Below are 16,734 nucleotides of genomic sequence, written 5' to 3'. Positions count from 1 at the left end.
GGCCTTCCCCTGTCCGGCCGGCGGCACCGTATGTGTGTCGCGGCCCGCGGTGCCGTACGTCTGTCCCGGCCCGCGACCCGCACGGCCCGACCGGCGGTCCCGGCCCGCGCGGGTGCCGTACGGCCCGGTCAGGGGTGCGGGGCGTGCACCGGGTCGTGGGCCACCTCGTCCGGGCACGAGCCGTGCGAGCTCCGCGTCCGGCAGTCGCGCCGCCAGTCGAACACCGCCAGCGCCAGCGAGGCGGCCATGCCGACGAGCCCGGCAGCCAGCGCGGTGACGACGGCGTGCCGGTAGTCGTGGCTCCTGCCGAGGACCACGTAGAACAGGCCGGGCAGGGCGGCGGTGCCGACGGCCGCGCCGAGCCGCTGACCGGTCTGCAGCGCCCCGCCCGCCGCTCCCGCCATCCGCACGGGCACGTCCCGCAGGGTGAGGGTGATGTTCGGGGAGACCACGGACCCGCTGCCGAGCCCGCCGATCAGCAGCAGCGGGGCGGCGAGCCAGGGCGCCACGTCGAGCGGGAGGAAGTGCAGCAGCAGCGCGGTGCCGCCCAGTCCCACGATCACCCCGCCCAGGCCGCACACGGTCAGCAGCCGGCCGAACCGGTCCACCAGCCGCCCGGAGATCACGGCCGCGCACGCCGCGCCCACCGCGAACGGCGTCACGGCCAGACCGGAGCGCAGTGGCGAGAAGCCCAGCCCGTGCTGGTAGAAGAGGGCGAACACCAGCCAGACGCCGCTGAAGCCGACGAAGTACAGCGTGCCGACGCCGGCCCCCACGGCGTACCCGCGCACGGTCGTGAACAGCCGCGGGTCGAGCAGCGGCGGGATGCCGCGCGCGACGAGACGGTGCTGCCACCACGTGAAGACGACGAGCACCGCCGCACCGGCGAGGAACAGCCACCACAGGCTGCCGATGCCGCCGGAGTCCGCCTGGACCAGCGGATACATCAGCGCCAGCACGCCGAGCCCGAGCAGCAGCACGCCGGGCAGGTCCAGGTGCCCGCGCTTGGCGCGCCGGGTCCGCGGCAGCAGCCGGCGGCCGAGCAGCACCGCGAGGATGCCGATGGGCACGTTGACGTAGAAGATCCACCGCCAGCCCTGGGCGCCGGAGGCCAGGGCGAGGATCGCCCCGCCCGTGATCGGGCCGGCGGCCGCGGAGACGCCGACGGTCGCGCCGAAGAAGCCGAAGGCGCGACCGCGTTCGGCGCCGCGGAACATCTGCTGGATGAGGGCGGAGTTCTGCGGGGCCATGAACCCGGCCGCGAGGCCCTGGGCCAGGCGCGCCACCACCAGCAGGGTGATGTCGGGGGCCGCCCCGCAGGCCGCGCTGAACACGACGAAGCCGCTGAGCGCGAGCAGGAAGATCCGCCGACGGTCCAGCGCGTCACCGAGGCGGCCCGCGGTGACCAGGGCCAGCGCGAAGCTCAGCGCGTACCCGGACACCACCCACTGCACCTGCGCCGGAGAGGCGTGCAGGTCGCGCTGGATCGTGGGCAGCGCGACCGCCACGATCGTCACATCCAGCAGGCTCATGAATCCGGCCACCTGGGTGACCCACAGCGCGCGCCAGCGGTGCGGGTCAGGCCGGTACCCGGCGTCCGGGTCCCGGTCGCTCGCCGCTGACGCCTGCGCAGTCACAAGGGCTCCTCTCACCAGGGCCGCACCGGAGACGAAACAGGTTCCCCCACCGGAGTACGGGCACACACCGCGGACCGCAACCGGAGAATCGCGTGCCGGCCCCGCGCGCGGGCACCGGGGATGCGGTCAGCGGCTCTGGATCGCGGCGGTGGTGAAGAAGCCGGTGGCCGCGGCGGAGATCAGGGCGCAGAGGGCGAGCAGAGCGGTACGTCGCATGGACGGATTCCTTCCTTGACAAGAGAGGCAGTGCTGACGGGTCCTGCTCAACGCCGCTGCCGGCCGAGTCGCTTCGCCGCCGGCCCGGCCTCCACTCGATCGGACGCGACGCGCCCCGCGGCCCCACCACCGGGCGGCGCACCCCCGTGTGACCTTCTTCCTTGCACGCGGTGCGCCGATGCGGTGAATTTCTCTTCGCACGTTTGGCCGAAGAACCGTTATCCGGTGCTCCCTCAGGGATCTCCCATGTGACGGACCACAACGATCCACGTCGACGGCAGGGGAGCTGCGCATGAACACACGGAACACGGTGGAGGTCGCCGCACTGGTCACGGCCGCCCGGGAGGGCGACCAGCGGGCCCAGGACACGCTGGTCGAAGCGTTCCTCCCGCTGGTCTACAACATCGCGGGCCGGGCGCTGAACGGTTCCGTGGACGTGGACGACGTCGTGCAGGACACCATGCTGCGGGCCCTGGACTCGCTGGACGGCCTGCGCGAGCCGGAGCGCTTCCGCTCCTGGCTGGTGGCCATAGCGATGAACCAGGTACGGGCCCACGGGCAGGCCCGCCAGGCGGTCCGGCAACCGGTGGAGGAGGCCTGGGACGTCGCCGACCCGGGCGCCGACTTCGTCGACCTGACGATCGTGCGGCTGCAGCTGTCCGGCCAGCGGCAGGAGACCGCGCGCGCCACCCGCTGGCTGGAGCCCGACGACCGGGGCCTGCTGTCGCTGTGGTGGCTGGAGACCGCCGGCGAGCTGACCCGGGCCGAGGTCGCCGCCGCCCTCGAACTGAGCCCGCAGCACACCGCGGTGCGCGTGCAGCGGATGAAGGCCCAGCTGGAGGCCGCCCGGGTGGTCGTCCGGGCACTGGACGCCCGGCCGCGCTGCCCGGAACTGCACGCCGCCCTCACCGGCTGGGACGGCCGCCCCTCCGCGCTGTGGCGCAAGCGGATCGCCCGGCACGCCCGCGGCTGCGCGCGCTGCTCGGGTCTGTGGACCGGGCTGATGCCCGCCGAGGGACTGCTCGCCGGCCTGGCGCTCGTCCCGGTCGCGCCGCTGCTGCTGGAGCGGGTCCGCGTGGTCGCCGGCACCGCCGCCCCGGCCGCGTGGACGGACCCGGCCGGCGCGAGCCCGTCGGCCGGCCCGGTGGCGACGCGGCCGGGGCGGCACCGATCCGGCCGCGGTGCGGCGCGCCGCAGACGGCGGCTGCGCCGGCGGGCGGCCGGCGGCGCGGTCGTCGCGGCCTGCCTCGCCGGCGGCGGCCTCGCCTACCTCACCACCCTGCCCGGCGGCGGCACCGAGGAGCGGAGCACGGCCCGCAGCGCGGACCAGGCGGTCGTGCCCGACCTGGCCACCTCCGGGCCGCTCGCGAGCCCCTCGCCCAGCCGCCCCGCGAGCGCCCGCCCGAGCACCACGCCCCGCCCGTCCGCCTCCGCGTCGGCGACCGCTGGCCCTTCCCCGAGCCCGCGCACGACCCGTCCGACGCCGAGCGCCGCGCTGCGGGCCACGTCGGCGCCGGCGCCGGCCCGCGGCGCGGCCGCCCAGGCCGCCGGGTCCGACCTGGCCTCGCAGGTCGTCGCGCTCGTCAACAAGGAACGGCAGGCGGCCGGCTGCGCCCCCGTCACCCAGGACGGCCGGCTGCGCGACGCGGCCCAGGCCCACTCCGACGACATGGCCGCCCGGGACTACTTCGACCACGTCAGCCCCGACGGCACGGACCCCGGCAAGCGCATCACGGCCGCCGGATACCGCTGGTCGACGTACGGGGAGAACATAGCCAAGGGCCAGCAGACGGCCGATTCGGTGATGACGTCCTGGATGAACAGCCCCGGCCACCGGGCGAACATCCTCAACTGCTCCTTCAAGAACATCGGCATCGGCATCCACGACGGCACCGGCGGCCCGTGGTGGACCCAGGACTTCGGGAGCGTGCTCTAGGGGTGTGCTCGGGCGGGGGTCGGTCCGGTGCCGTCTTCGGGTGGCTACGCCCGCAGGGAGGCCTCCGGGCCCATGACCACCACCGGATGCCGGGCCGCGTCCAGGACGCGCAGCAGCGCCAGCATGTACGCCTTGTCCAGGGCGATGCAGGCGTTGGTCGGCCCGCCGTGATCCACGTGGAGCCACACCCCGCCGCCCTTGTCGTCGCCCATCGGCCGGGTCGCGTCCAGTGGGCTGTTGCCCGGGAGGCGGTTGTAGTCGATGGCGATGACGTAGTCGAAGGAGCCCTCCAGCGGCTCGCCCAGATGGCCGGTGCCGGAGGCGGTGAAGCCCTCGTCCTGGTCGTAGGGGAGCCGGGTGCCCGGGTCGGGCAGCAGCCCTCCGGCGTCGCTGAGCGGGAACACCCCGATCGGGGTGCGCAGGTCGTTCTCGTCGTGGTCCTCGGTCCAGCCGCGCAGGCCGTTGCGGGCCGGCCAGGGCCCCGCCGCGGCGATCCATCCCTGGCCGGGCGTCAGTTCGTAGAGCACCGCCCGGGCGTCGTTCGTGTCCACCCCCCGGCCGGTGACCACCAGCACCTGCCGGGTGTCCGCCGGGATCCGGGCCAGCGTGGCGGGCCCGATGCCGGGCAGCGGACGGAAGACGGGACGCGGGGGAGCGGGGCGGGCGGCCGATCCACCGGCCGGCGGGCCGGCGGGCGCGGACGCGCGCGCCGCCTCCCGCTCGCACCCGGCGGTGCCCGGCACTCCGACACACACGGCCGCGCCGGCCAGCAAGGCCAGGGCCCTTCTGCGGTTCACTGCGACCTCCGACGGGGGGCGTGGACGAGTGATGCATAACCACCCGGGCCGCCGCCCTGCCCGCCGGCGCCGATACCTCCCCCGTATGGCACCGCCCCCGCGCTCGCGGCCGCGCCGTCAGCGTGACGGGCCGGACAGGCCCTCCGACTCCGGCCGGCCGCTCAGCCGCACCGCCTCCAGGGCGAGGTACAGCTCGGCGCAGGACGCGGCGTCGGTGGTGCGGCGGCCGGTCAGGTCGGCCACCCGGCCCAGGCGGTACAGGACCGTGTTGCGGTGGCAGTGCAGCCGGTCGGCCGCCCGCGACGTCGAGCCGCCCACGGCGAACCAGGCGTCCAGGGTGCGCAGCAGCGCGGTCCGCTCCCGCGGCGGCAGGGCGAGGACCGGCCCGAGGACGGCCCGGGCGACCTCCTGGGCGGTGTCGGGCGAGGCGGCGGCCAGCAGGGACACGGGCGCGCTGCCGTACAGATGGGTGCCGTGGGTGCCGTACGGCAGGCACTGCACGGCCAGTTGGGCCTGCCGCCAGGCCGCGGGGGCGTTGACCGGGGAGGTGAAGGCGCGGCTGACCCCGACCCGGGACAGGGCGATCGCGGTCAGCCGGTCGACGGCCACCGTGAGGGCTCCTTCGTGGGGGAGGGACAGCAGACCCACCCAGGCCCCTATCTGCTGCAGCCACTCCGAGCCGATGCCGGCGGCGGCGAGCCGGCCGCGGACGCTCGGCAGGGGTTCGACCCGGTCGTGGACCTCGGCGCAGACCACGAGGAAGGGGCCCTGCCGGTCGAGGTCCAGGACGCGGGCGATCTCCCACGCGGCCGCGTGGGTGCCGGCCCGGCCGTCGAGGAGCGTGGTCAGCATCATGCCGCGGGCCGCCGCGTCGCGGCGCGAGCGCTCCTCGACGGCGGCCCGGTAGGCGTCGGCGGCCGCACTGGAGTAGTCGTCGATGGCGGCCCACATGTCGGAGGCCATGTGCAGCAGTTGCACGGTGCTCTGCTCGTCCACGGCGGCCGCCAGCAGCCGGTCCCAGATGAAGCGCCCGGCGAGCCGGTAGGCGTGCAGCAGCGCGGCCAGCGGGATGCCCTGTTCGGCCTTCAGCCGGCCGGCGGCCCGCGGCGCCTGAAGCGTCGTCGGCCGCCCCTGCAGCGCCGTGAACATCGTGGCCAGGTTGTCGCGTACCACGGCGCGCAGCTGTTCCCGGCCGAGCGGCGTGCTCTCGGCGTACGCGTGCTCGCCGCCGAGGATCCGGTCGGTGAGATCGTCCGCGAGCCGGTCCACGTCGGCCAGCAGGGCGCCCACCAGTGCGACGACCCGGTCGCCGGCCTTGAGCTGAGGTGTCACGGGCGCAGTGTAGTGCGGCCCGATTGTGCGCCGGCACAGTCCGGCGGGCCCTTTTCCCGTCCCCCGCCCATAGGCGAAAGCGGTGGTGAGCGGTGGAATCACCGGCAGGGTGCCGCCCGGCGGCCGCACGCGTGAGGCGTGCGCGCAGGTCGTGTGCACAAGTCGTGTGCGCGCGTGGTGGCGGAGCGAAGGAGACGCTGTGGCAGGACAGGTGAGGGACCCGGAGGAGCGGCCCGGCGGCCCGGCGGGGATCGGGCGCCGCAGATTCCTCGGCTATGTGCTGGCCGCCTCGACCCTGACCGTCGCCGCGGAACTCGGCGAGGCCGCGCTGGCTCCCGCCGAGGCGGCGGCCGTGCCCTCGCTGCCGGGGCCGGCGGAGATCTACGACCTCAACGACATGCTCACCCACGCCACCCTGCCGACCGCGAACCTGATCACGATCCGGATCGAGGCCGACGGCACGGCGTCCTTCGCGTTGCCGCGCGCGGAGGTCGGGCAGGGCATCACGACCTCCAGCGCCATGCTGATCGCCGAGGAACTGGACCTGCCGCTGGAGCGGATCCACGTCACGCTCGCCGACGCCCGGCCGGAGCTGCTGTTCAACCAGCTCACCGGGGGCTCCAACACGACGATCTCGACCTTCACCCCGATCCGTGTGGCCGCCGCCGTGGCCCGCGGCCGGCTGCTGAGGGCGGCGGCACTCGAACTCGGGGAGAGTCTGGACACCCTCACCACCAAGGCCGGCGCCGTCGTGTCGTCGGCGACCGGACGCAGCCTGTCCTACGGCGATCTGGCGCAGAAGGCCGCGGCGGTGACGACCGCTCAGGTGACGGTCGCCCTCAAGGACGCCGACGCGTTCCGGGTCATCGGCACCCCGCAGCGGCGTGTGGACGCGCTGGCGGCGGTCACCGGGCGCAAGCGGTTCGCCATGGACCTGCACGTCCCCGGCGCCCTGCCGACGATGGTGTGCCGGCCGCCGACGATCAACGGCACGGTCCGCTCCGTGGCCAACCTCGACCGGGTGCGGGCGATGCCCGGCATCACCGACGTCGTCACCGTCTCCTTTGGCGTGGCCGTGCGCGGCCGCACCTTCGGGCAGTGCATCGACGCCGTGCGCGCGCTGCAGGTGTCCTGGGGACCGGGATCTGCGGAGGGAAAGAGCGACGCCACCGTCCACGACGAGCTGCGCCGGGCCGAACTCCCGCTCCCGGCCCTGGACCTGCTCACCAAGGCGGTGGACGCCCGCTTCACCTTCCACTTCGCGAGCAACAGCGCCCTGGAGACCAACTGCGCCATCGCCGACGTACGACCCGGCTCGGCCGAGATCTGGGGCAGCTTCAAGGCCCCGATCACCGCCCAGGAGCAGATCGCGGCACGGCTGGGGCTGCCCGCCACTGCGGTGAAGGTCCATGTCACCGAGGGCGGGGGGTCCTTCGGCCGCAAGCTCTTCCACGACGCCGCAGCCGAGGCCGCCGAGATCTCGCAGGCGATGGGCAAGCCGGTCAAGCTGATGTGGCACCGCACCGACGACTTCCGGCACGGCCGCACCCACCCCATGGCCACCTCCCGGGTGCGCGCCACCTACGCGCTCGGCCAGGTGCTCACCTACGACCAGCGGCACACCTCCGTGGCCACCGACTTCGGCCACGGCGTCGGCGAGATCATCACCGCCGAGGCCGCCTCGCTGCCGGTCGGCGACCTCACCTTCTCCGAGACCATCTTCGCGCTCACCCAGCAGACCCCCTACCACTTCGGTGTCGTCACCCAGCTGCTCGGCGAGACCGACAAGGGCTTCCCCACGGGCTCGATGCGCAACATCTACTCGCCCAACGTGCGCTGCGCGCAGGAGCTGGTCGTGGACGAGCTGGCCCGGCGGATGGGCAAGGACCCGTACCGGTTCCGCCGCGAGTTCCTCAAGGAGGACCGGGGCCGGGCGGTGCTCGACAAGGTGGCCGAGGTGGGGAACTGGGGCCGCGCCATGCCGGCGGGCACCGCCCAGGGCATCGCCCTGCACCCCGAGTACCACGCCCGGGTCGCCGTCCTCGCCGAGATCGACTGCCGCCCGCAGACCACCGGCCGCACCGTCCGCGACGGCTACACCGGCCCGCGCGTCACCAAGGTCGTGTGCGCCGTCGACGTCGGCCTGGCCGTCAACCCGCGCGGACTGCAGGCGCAGATGATGGGCGGCATCATGGACGGCATCGCGATCACGCTCAGTTCGGGACTGCACCTCGACAACGGGCACTTCCTCGAGGGCAGTTGGGACAACTACTTCTACACCCGGCAGTGGAACACCCCGCCCGAGCTGGAGATCGTCGTCATGCCGCCCACCACCGGTGAGCCCGGCGGGGCCGGAGAGCTGGCCGTGGCGGGCGCGGCGGCCGCCGTGGCCTGCGCCTACGGCCGCGCCACCGGCACCATGCCGACCACCTTCCCGGTCAACCACGCGGGGCCGCTCGGCTTCGAGCCGCTGCCCACCACCCCGCCGATCCCCGCGTCCCCCACCGACGGCCTCGACCGCGCCCACTAGGAGAGCCCCGTGCCCGAACACACCTTCATCCTCAACGGCGAGCGGGTGACCGTCGACATCGAGGACGACGTGCGCCTGCTGTGGGTGCTGAGGGACGTCCTCGGCGTCACCGGCCCGAAGTACGGCTGCGGCCTCGGCGTCTGCCAGGCCTGCACCAGCCACATCAACGGCAAGGCCTTCAACCCCTGTTCGGTGCCGGTCGGGGCCGTCGGCGCGGACGACGAGATCACCACGATCGAGGGTCTGCCCGCCACCGTGGGCCGCGACCTGCACCCGATGCAGGAGGCCTGGCTGGAGTACGACGTCGCGCAGTGCGGCTACTGCCAGCCCGGGCAGATCATGACCGCCGTCGCCAAGGTCCGCCAGGCCCGCGCCGAGGGCCGGGAGATCACCGAGGCCGACCTCGACGAGATCCGCAACGTCTGCCGGTGCGGCACCTACCACCGCATCCGCGAGGCCATCGTCGCCGGAGCGAAGAAGTACGACGGCTGAGTCCCGCGCGGGGAACCGGGCCGGCAGGCGGTGGGTGACCGCCCGCCGGCCCGGTCGCACGCGCCCGTTCCTACGGCCGCACCTGCCCGGCCGCCGCCGTCAGAAACGTGTCCAGGACGCCGTCGCCCACCTTCGGCTCGGCGCTGCCCCAGGTGTTGCGGGCGGGCTGGACGCGCACGGCGTGCGCCTGCGTCTGCAGGTCCCGGGACTCGGCGAGCAGCGACTGCGCCCGGGCCGGGTCACCGGCGGTCTGCGCGCCCAGCGCGTCCAGCATGACGACCATGGCGCGGCCCCACAGCCGGGTGGCGTCCAGCCAGGGGGCGGCGTCGGTGACGAAGCCCTGCCGCACGGCGCCGGCCCGGATGGCGTCCGGGGCCTGCTCGACGCGCTCGGCGTAGGCGCGCAGCGCCCGTACCGCCTCGGTGCGCCGGCCCGCGTTCCAGTCCGCCCAGAAGGCGGCGATCCGGCGGGCGAGTTCGGGCGCCTGGGGCTGCCACGGGGTGGCCCCGAAGGTGGGCGCCATGTGCTCCAGGTCGCCGAAGACGAGCAGGGCCACGGTCGCCCGGCGGTCGCCGCCGGCGAGGTAGGACAGGGCCCGCGGCCAGCTCGCGCGGGCGTCGTAGGCGGTGTCGTTCCAGGTGAAACCGGCGGTGCCGAACACGGCGACCATGCTGGCGTACGGCTGGTTCATCGGGTTGGCCACGACGCCGGACAGATGGGCGGACAGGCCCGCCTCACGCTTGTCGTAGGGGGCGAGGAGGAGCCGGCCGCGGGTGTTGCCGTAGTCGTTGACCGGATAGTTGTCCCAGACGAACACCTTGCGGCCGAAGAGCTTCGAGGCGGCGTCGGCCTGGTCGTTGCTGATCGTGGGCGGCACCACGTCGGTGCCGGTCCACATGATCACGACGGCGGGGTCCAGGGTGGCCCGCATCGTCTGCTTGTAGGCGGTGTCGGTGAGGTCGCCGTACTCGGTGGGGACCGTCTGCAGGGGCTGGGTGCCCGGGTGCGTGGCGACGAACGTGCGCTGGATGTCGTTGAGCAGGTCGACCTGGGCCTTCGCGGCGGCCTCGCGGCCGGGCTGTCCGTAGGCCTGCTGGTCGGCGGCGCAGTTCCACTTGGTGTAGCTGATGTCGTCCAGCGGCAGGGAGAACGCGCGGGTGCCCAGGTCGTACAGGGCCTGGAGCTTGGCCTTCAGCGCGGCGCGGTCGGCCGGGGCGGAGTAGCAGATGGAGCCGCCGGGGGAGACGGCGAAGGTGAAGCGCACATGGTTGGCGCGGGCCCGGTCGACGAGCTGTCCCAGCTCGGTGAGCTTCGCCTGGGGGTAGGGCTCGCGCCACTTGTCGCGGTGGTAGGGGTCGTCCTTGGGCGCGTACACATAGGTGTTGGCCTTGACGTCGCCGTAGAAGTCCATCTGGTCCAGGCGTTCGGCGTGCGTCCAGGGCATGCCGTAGAAGCCTTCGATGGTGCCGCGCAGGGGCATCGAGGGGTAGTCGCTGACCTGGGCGCCGGCCACCCGCCAGCCGGTGCCGGCCGGTTCGATGAGCTGGCGCAGCGTCTGGACGGCGTAGAACTGCCCGGCGGCGTCGGTGCCGCCGAGCGCGATGCCGGCCCGGGCCGCGGGGCCGCCGGTGACGCGCAGGGCGTACCCCTCGGCGTGCCGGGGCACGGGGGTGGAGCCGAGGGCGCGGGCGATGTCGGGCCGGGTGGCCGGGCCGAGGCGGATCGTCAGCACGCCGGCGGGCACGCGGGCAACGTTGTCGGGCGTGACGATGTCGACCCGGTCGACGCCGTGACCCCGTACCTCCTCGACGAGGCGATCGCGGGCGGCGGAGTCGGTGGCGTCGTCCACCACGAGCGCGACGCGGCCGGTGAGCACGGCGTCGCCGCCGGCCCGGGACAGGCTCTGGGGCGTCGGCGACACCGGGGGCAGGGGCCGCGTCACGGCGGACGCCGGCCGGGCGGAAGCGGGCGCGACGGGCAGCGCGCCGAGGGCGAACGCGCCGGCGAGGGTGAACACCGCACCGGTGATTCCGCGTCTTGCGAGCCTTGCCATGGGCAGCACCTCCGTGGTCTAGACCTCTTGGGAATTCCGAAAGGCTACTGCGGAATTGCTGTCCACTGTCAAGGGGGCGTCGTCCGGTGAAGGGGCCACTTGAACGACCAGGTTCACCCCCGCCGTACGGCAAGGCGCGCCGTACGACAAGGCGCCCGCCGCCGGGCCGCGGCTCGGACCGCGCAGCCGCGCGGGGCGGTTGCCGTACCCGCCGTAGCTGCGGGCAGTCGTGCCGCTGGGGCGGCACGGGTGGGCGCTGGGGGTACCCCCTGCACGTAGTGCTTGGGGGAGGCACCCCGCACCGCCGGGCCGCGCACCCCACGGCGGTCACCGAAGGCGCCGGGCGCCGCGCGCCCCAGGGCACCGCACCTCGAGGTCCCGTGCGTGGCTCAGGCCGCGAGGTGCGTGGTGCGGGCCTCCGCGACGCTGGCGTGGACGACCGGGGCGCTGTCCCGGCCGGCGAGGGGCATGATCCGCTCCAGGAGTGCCGGCGGGCACACCAGCAGCAGGCGGCCCCGGGCCTCACGGGCGCGCCGGCACAGGCGCAGCACCGCGTTCAGGCCGGAGGAGTCGCACACCGTGACGCCGGCCAGGTCCAGGATCAGCGACGTATGCCGCTCCAGTGCCCGAGTGGCCTGCCGGTACAGCCGGGGTCCGCTGTACAGGTCCAGCGGACCGGTCACGGTCACCACCGGCAGATGGCCGGCCTCCTCCGTGACCCGGATGCACACCTCGTCGTTCACGGTGGCTCCTTCGGTTGACTCCCACCCCGGCCGCCGGCGGTGCGTGCGGTCCCGGAGCAGCGACGCTGCTCGCCTGATGTTTCCCCGCACAGACCCGGCGCCAGACCCGGGAGCGCGGTCACATCCGGAGATCCGTGCGGAAAGCGGCAAACGTCACACCCCCGGCCGTGTGATCGCGCACGGGCGGGGTAGCGTCGCAAGTGCAGGCCCGGCCGACCACGCGCGTGTGGCGTCCCGCCGGGCGTGTGGCACGTCTTCTCATTCGGTCAGGGCGGTGACGCGATGGACTCACTGGTGTTCGACAGCCACGACCTGGAGGAGACCGAGGACTTCCTGTGCCGGGCCTACGCCCGCATGACCATCGGCAGCAACACCCCCGAGGACAGCCGGGCCCACATCCGCCGTACGGCCATGCCGTCGGTGAGCGTCGACGAGCTCGACCTGGGGTTCGACATGAGCTACGCCGTGACGCCCCTGGGCCGGATCTGCCTGTGCATGGTCCACGAGGGCACGGTCCAGGACCACGTGTTCCAGGGGGTGCGGGACGCCTTCGGCCCCGGGGACATGGTGCTCTTCGCTCCCCCCGACCTGCCGTACGCCGGGCGGATCTGCAGCGCCCGCTACAACATCACGATGCTGGACCCCGCCCTGCTGGACCAGGTGGCCGCCGCCGGCCCCGGGCCGTCCCTGGAACCCGTCCGGCTGACCGGCCACCGGCCGCACTCGCCGGCCGCCGCCGACCGGCTCAAGAGCACCATCGTCTATCTGCGCGACCACGTCCTCGCCGACCCGGCGACCGCCGCCGAACCCCTGGTCGCCTCGGCCGGCGCCCAGCTGCTCGCGGCCGCCGTCCTCGCCGCCTTCCCGAACACCGCCCGCACCGACGCGACGGCGCAGGACCGTACCGACGCCCACTCGGCCACGCTGCGGCGGGCCGTCGCGTACATCGAGGACCACGCCGACGAGCCGCTGACCGTGGCCGAGATCGCCGCCGCGGCCCATGTCACCGTCCGGGCCCTGCAGTACGCCTTCCGCCGCCACCTCGACACCACGCCCCTCGCCTATCTGCGCCGCGTCCGGCTCGCCCACGCCCACCAGGAACTGCGGGCCGCCGACCCCGGGGGCGACAGGACGGTGGGGCAGATCGCCGCGCGGTGGGGCTTCGCGCATCCCGGCCGGTTCGCCGCCCTCTACCGCGAGGTCTACGGCACCAGCCCGTCGCGCACCCTGCGCGGCTGACCCGCTCACGCGCGGCCGCGCTCCGCGGCCGAGGGCACGCCGCGTCCTGGGTGCTGCGTCGGGCTGCGCCCCCGCGTCCGGCTGCCTCGCATCAACCTGCCCCGCGTCGGGCTGAGCCCATGTCCTCGGCGCGGCGTTCCTCGGTCCTGCGCTTGAGCGCCAGATACAGGGCGTGGCCGATCTCCGGGGGCAGCCACGCGCAGTGCGGCCACTGGACGATGTGTTCCGCCACCTCACGCAGCTTGGTGTTGGTGTGCTGGGAGACCTCCTTCAGCACGTCCCAGGCCGTCTCGGGAGGGAGCCGGCCCCGGGCGATCACCACCCCGATGGCCTGGTCCACCACGGCATGGGAGACGACGGCCTGCTTCAACTGCTCCACTTCCTCCTGCAGCGCGGCGATCCGGCGCACCTGGTCCTCGTTCGGCACATCCTCGTGTGCCGGGTCCTGGTGCACCTGGTCCTCGTGCTCGGTCATGACGGCGCTGCTCCTGACAGGGACGAAAGGGCTGGTCAGCCTGCTTCTGCCCCGGCAGGACGGGAGGGGGAACGCACAAAACGAAATCCTGGCGCCCCGACAGTCCGGAAAACGAAGCCCGCGCCGGACGAGAGCGTCCGGCGGCCACCGGGTTCCGCACCTCGGGCCGTCTCACACGGGCAGCCGCCTGATCGTCACCGCCGCGGCGTCGTCGGCGAGGCGGCCGTGCGTGTGCGCCACCAGGTCCTCGCGCAGGCGGCGCAGCAGGTCCTTCGGCCGTTCCCCGGCCCAGGCGTCCGCGCGGTCGGACAGCGGGAAGAAGCCGCCCCGCGCGTTACGGGCCTCCAGGATGCCGTCGGTGTACAGCAGCAGTACCTCACCGGCGCGGAACGGGAACGACTCGACGGCGTAGTCACCGTCGTCGGCGAGAGCGCCCAGGCCCAGCGGCGGCGCGATGCGCCGCAGCGGCAGCGGCCGCGCCCGTCCGTCGCCGAAGAGCAACGGCGACGGGTGCCCACACACCACGAGGTGGACGACGGGCTCCGCGTCGGGCAGGTCCAGCACGAGGGCGGTGGCGAAGGCCTCCTCGGTGTCGGGCGCGCCCGGCGCTCTCCACTGGCGGGACTCCCAGCGCATGCTGCCGTCGAGGTGGCGGGCGAGCCCGGGCAGGGTGGGCCGGCGGTGCGCCGCCGCGCGGAAGGCACCGAGCAGCAGCGCGGCATGGGCGATCGCCGGCAGGCCCTTGCCCCGTACGTCCGCGATCAGCAGCCGGGTGCTGTCCAGGGTGCGCGCGGCCGCGTACAGGTCGCCGCCCATCGTCGCCTCGTCCTGCGCGGCCAGGTAGAGACAGGCCATCTCCAGCGGGCCGCTGCGCTCGGGCAGCGGCGGGAAGAGAACCTCCTGCACCGCCTGGACGACCGTACGGCTCTCGGTGAGCTGGCGCTCACGTCTCTCCCGGAACAGGCAGAACACGACGACGAGCGCGGAGACCAGGACGAGCGCACCGATCTGCAGGGCGAGGTTCTCGGTGCCGATGGCCCCCCGGGCGACCCCGATGAAGACCTGGGCCGCGACGGCCAGCAGACCGATCAGGGCGGTGAGCCGGGGGCCGGCGAACGCGGCCGTGAGCGCGGGCGCCGCCACCAGCAGGGGACCCAGGTGGACGTCCTCCGGTACGAGGACGTCCACCACGCACACCGCGACGACCAGCCCGATCGGGATGAGGACCAGTGCCCGCCCGGATCCGGTACGCCGCAACTCCTGCAGGGGCACACGTCATGATCTCACCTCGGCCCCGCCGCCACCACAGGCGAGGGCCCTCCGCCGCGGCCCGGTCAGGCCGGCACGAGCCGGTCGTCCAGGCCGCCCGGCTGGGGACCGCCCTCGCCCCGCACGACACCGAGCGCTGGCCGGGTGCGCCCCGCGGCCAGCCGCAGCTCGATGATGGCGCGCACGGCGGGCCACTCCTCGTCCAGGATCGAGTAGAACGCGGTGTCGCGCACGACCCCGTCCAGCCCGCGGGAGTGGGCCCGGCGGACGCCCTCGCCGGTGGCGCCCAGGCGTTCGATCGCGGCGCGCGAGCGGAGGTTGCGGGCGTCGGCGCGGAAAGAGACGCGCCGCAGCCGCCACGTCTCGAAGGCGTGCCGCAGCATGAGCAGCTTCGCCTCCGTGTTGATGCCCGTGCCCTGCGCCTGCGCGGCGAGCCAGGTGTTGCCGATCTCGGCGGCGTCCGGCACGGCGGTCAGCGGGTCGCCGTAGGGTCGCCCGGGCACGGCCGGCCACACCAGGGGGCCCTGCCAGTAGTCGAGTTCGAGGAAGCGGGTCGCCCCGACGACGCGTCCGTCGGCAGCCCGGACCACGGCGAACGGCAGGGCCCGGCCGGCCGCCTGCTCGACGAGGGCCCGGTCGACGTAGCCGGCGGCGCCGTCGAGACCGTGCGGGACGGGGGTGAACGCATAGGAGCTGCGGTCCTCGGCTGCGGCTTGAGCCAGACCCTCGACATGGTGCGTCGCGAGGGGCTCCAGCCGCGTCAGGCGACCGGTGAGAACGACGGCAACGGGCACGGACCTTCGGTCTTTCTGGTGATGGGGGCCCTCCCGTCACCGGCGGCCCGGTGCGAAGGGGAGGGAGACAGGATGCGTCAGAGGTCCCGTTGTACGAGCAACGAGGACGTGAAGGACAGTAGACGGCCCGATGACGTGAATCCGCAAGGCGCGCGCTGGGTTGTCGTCGCTGGTCATGCAGGGGAAGCCGGGCGTATCGGGCAGCCGCCCGCGCGGCGGGAAACCGATGTCGCGCACGGTCCTCGTCGGCGATCATGGGCCGGTCACCGACGACCCGACCGCGAGGACCGCTCATCATGCCCGTGCCCGCCGATCCGACCGTCCTCAACCCCCTGCCCGGGCAGCCGCGGCTGGTCCTGCTCAGGCCCTTGGTGACCTCGCCGCTCATCGAGGTCGGGGAGTTCTCCTACTACGACGACCCCGATGACGCGACCTCCTTCGAGACCCGCAACGTGCTCTACCACTACGGGCCGGAGAAACTGGTCATCGGCAGGTTCTGCGCGCTGGGCACCGGCGTGCGCTTCCTGATGAACGGCGCCAACCACCGCATGGACGGACCCTCCACGTTCCCCTTCCCCAGCATGGGCGGCTCCTGGGCGGACCACTTCGACCTGCTCACCGGCCTGCCGAACCGGGGCGACACGGTCGTCGGCCACGACGTCTGGTTCGGTTACGGCGCGACGGTGCTGCCAGGTGTCCGGATCGGGAACGGCGCGATCGTCGGCGCGGGTTCCGTGGTCACCGGTGACGTGCCCGACTACGGCATCGTCGGCGGCAACCCGGCCCGTCTGCTGCGCACCCGCTACGACGCGCGGGACGTCGCCCGGCTGCTCGACGTGGCCTGGTGGGACTGGCCGCTGGAGCACATCACCGCACATGTGCGGACGATCATGTCGGGCAGTGTCGACGACCTCGTGGCCGCGGCCCCGCCCAGGCCCTGACCGCAGGCGGTGTCCGGGACCCGGCGCGGACCGTCACGCGACGGTGCCCGCCGCCTCCCGGAGGCGTGGGGGATGGCGCTCCTGGTGCTCCTGCACGCCGTCATCACCCTCGTCCGGCTGGGCGGTTACGTCCCGCTCCTCGCCCGGGCGGGGCACGTGCTCGGGCGGCCCCGGGTGCGCCGCCTGCTCGGGCGGGCCACCGGGGCCGTACTGATCGGTTTCGGGTTGGTGATCACCGTACGATGATCGCTCCATGACAACCCGGTCCGGAGGTCGACCC

14 protein-coding genes are annotated in these 16,734 nt (G+C 74.1%); 6 read left to right on the top strand and 8 right to left on the bottom strand.

From position 1 onward, the window contains the following. Positions 1–128 precede the first annotated feature (128 nt). Positions 129–1,637 (bottom strand): MFS transporter, encoded by a 1,509-nt coding sequence (locus ACF1AL_RS36515; protein ID WP_391658451.1) that lies wholly within the window; start codon positions 1,635–1,637, stop codon positions 129–131. A gap of 508 nt (positions 1,638–2,145) precedes the next feature. On the opposite strand from ACF1AL_RS36515, the gene ACF1AL_RS36510 reads away from it, so the two are divergent. Then, positions 2,146–3,789, top strand: coding sequence for a sigma-70 family RNA polymerase sigma factor (locus ACF1AL_RS36510; RefSeq protein ID WP_391828608.1), 1,644 nt, complete (start codon positions 2,146–2,148; stop codon positions 3,787–3,789). A gap of 44 nt (positions 3,790–3,833) precedes the next feature. On the opposite strand, the gene ACF1AL_RS36505 is transcribed toward ACF1AL_RS36510, so the two are convergent. Together ACF1AL_RS36505 and ACF1AL_RS36500 are read right to left on the bottom strand one after the other, a co-directional pair. Then, positions 3,834–4,586, bottom strand: coding sequence for a hypothetical protein (locus ACF1AL_RS36505; protein WP_386914809.1), 753 nt, complete (start codon positions 4,584–4,586; stop codon positions 3,834–3,836). Between the two features lie 117 nt (positions 4,587–4,703). Then, positions 4,704–5,918, bottom strand: coding sequence for a PucR family transcriptional regulator (locus tag ACF1AL_RS36500; RefSeq protein ID WP_386419850.1), 1,215 nt, complete (start codon positions 5,916–5,918; stop codon positions 4,704–4,706). Positions 5,919–6,117: 199 nt separating this feature from the next. Between ACF1AL_RS36500 and ACF1AL_RS36495 the strand changes: the two genes are divergently transcribed. Next, on the top strand, positions 6,118–8,448 hold the full coding sequence (locus tag ACF1AL_RS36495; RefSeq protein ID WP_391828606.1) for a molybdopterin cofactor-binding domain-containing protein: 2,331 nt from the start codon (positions 6,118–6,120) through the stop codon (positions 8,446–8,448). 9 nt (positions 8,449–8,457) lie between these two features. Continuing rightward, on the top strand, positions 8,458–8,940 hold the full coding sequence (locus tag ACF1AL_RS36490) for a (2Fe-2S)-binding protein (protein ID WP_384205313.1): 483 nt from the start codon (positions 8,458–8,460) through the stop codon (positions 8,938–8,940). A gap of 70 nt (positions 8,941–9,010) precedes the next feature. Here the strand turns inward: ACF1AL_RS36490 and ACF1AL_RS36485 are convergent, their stop codons facing one another. Continuing rightward, entirely contained in the window at positions 9,011–10,993 is a 1,983-nt protein-coding gene (locus ACF1AL_RS36485; protein ID WP_391828604.1) for a beta-N-acetylglucosaminidase domain-containing protein, read from the bottom strand. A gap of 389 nt (positions 10,994–11,382) precedes the next feature. After that, positions 11,383–11,736, bottom strand: coding sequence for an STAS domain-containing protein (locus ACF1AL_RS36480; RefSeq protein WP_391828602.1), 354 nt, complete (start codon positions 11,734–11,736; stop codon positions 11,383–11,385). A 282-nt stretch (positions 11,737–12,018) separates the two neighbouring features. On the opposite strand from ACF1AL_RS36480, the gene ACF1AL_RS36475 reads away from it, so the two are divergent. Next, a complete protein-coding gene (locus tag ACF1AL_RS36475) occupies positions 12,019–12,975 on the top strand; it encodes a helix-turn-helix transcriptional regulator (protein WP_391828600.1) in 957 nt (318 codons plus the stop codon). Between the two features lie 91 nt (positions 12,976–13,066). Here the strand turns inward: ACF1AL_RS36475 and ACF1AL_RS36470 are convergent, their stop codons facing one another. The 3 genes from ACF1AL_RS36470 to ACF1AL_RS36460 form a co-directional block, all read right to left on the bottom strand. Then, positions 13,067–13,450, bottom strand: a complete 384-nt coding sequence (locus ACF1AL_RS36470) for an ANTAR domain-containing protein (RefSeq protein WP_391828598.1) — start codon at positions 13,448–13,450, stop codon at positions 13,067–13,069. A 171-nt stretch (positions 13,451–13,621) separates the two neighbouring features. Further along, positions 13,622–14,716, bottom strand: coding sequence for a PP2C family protein-serine/threonine phosphatase (locus tag ACF1AL_RS36465; RefSeq protein WP_391821918.1), 1,095 nt, complete (start codon positions 14,714–14,716; stop codon positions 13,622–13,624). Positions 14,717–14,784: 68 nt separating this feature from the next. After that, positions 14,785–15,513 carry a GNAT family protein gene (locus ACF1AL_RS36460; RefSeq protein ID WP_366837347.1) on the bottom strand — a complete coding sequence of 243 codons (729 nt, stop codon included), beginning with the start codon at positions 15,511–15,513 and terminating at the stop codon, positions 14,785–14,787. A gap of 296 nt (positions 15,514–15,809) precedes the next feature. Between ACF1AL_RS36460 and ACF1AL_RS36455 the strand changes: the two genes are divergently transcribed. Next, positions 15,810–16,454, top strand: coding sequence for a CatB-related O-acetyltransferase (locus ACF1AL_RS36455; protein ID WP_391698506.1), 645 nt, complete (start codon positions 15,810–15,812; stop codon positions 16,452–16,454). A 72-nt stretch (positions 16,455–16,526) separates the two neighbouring features. Continuing rightward, positions 16,527–16,700, top strand: a complete 174-nt coding sequence (locus tag ACF1AL_RS36450) for a hypothetical protein (RefSeq protein ID WP_391828596.1) — start codon at positions 16,527–16,529, stop codon at positions 16,698–16,700. Positions 16,701–16,734 lie beyond the last annotated feature (34 nt).

It is taken from the genome of Streptomyces sp. NPDC014801, from assembly GCF_043082085.1.
In the GTDB taxonomy this organism is placed as follows: Bacteria; Actinomycetota; Actinomycetes; order Streptomycetales; family Streptomycetaceae; genus Streptomyces.
Note: the sequence above shows the minus strand (reverse complement) of the source record. Positions and strands in the feature narration are given on the sequence as shown.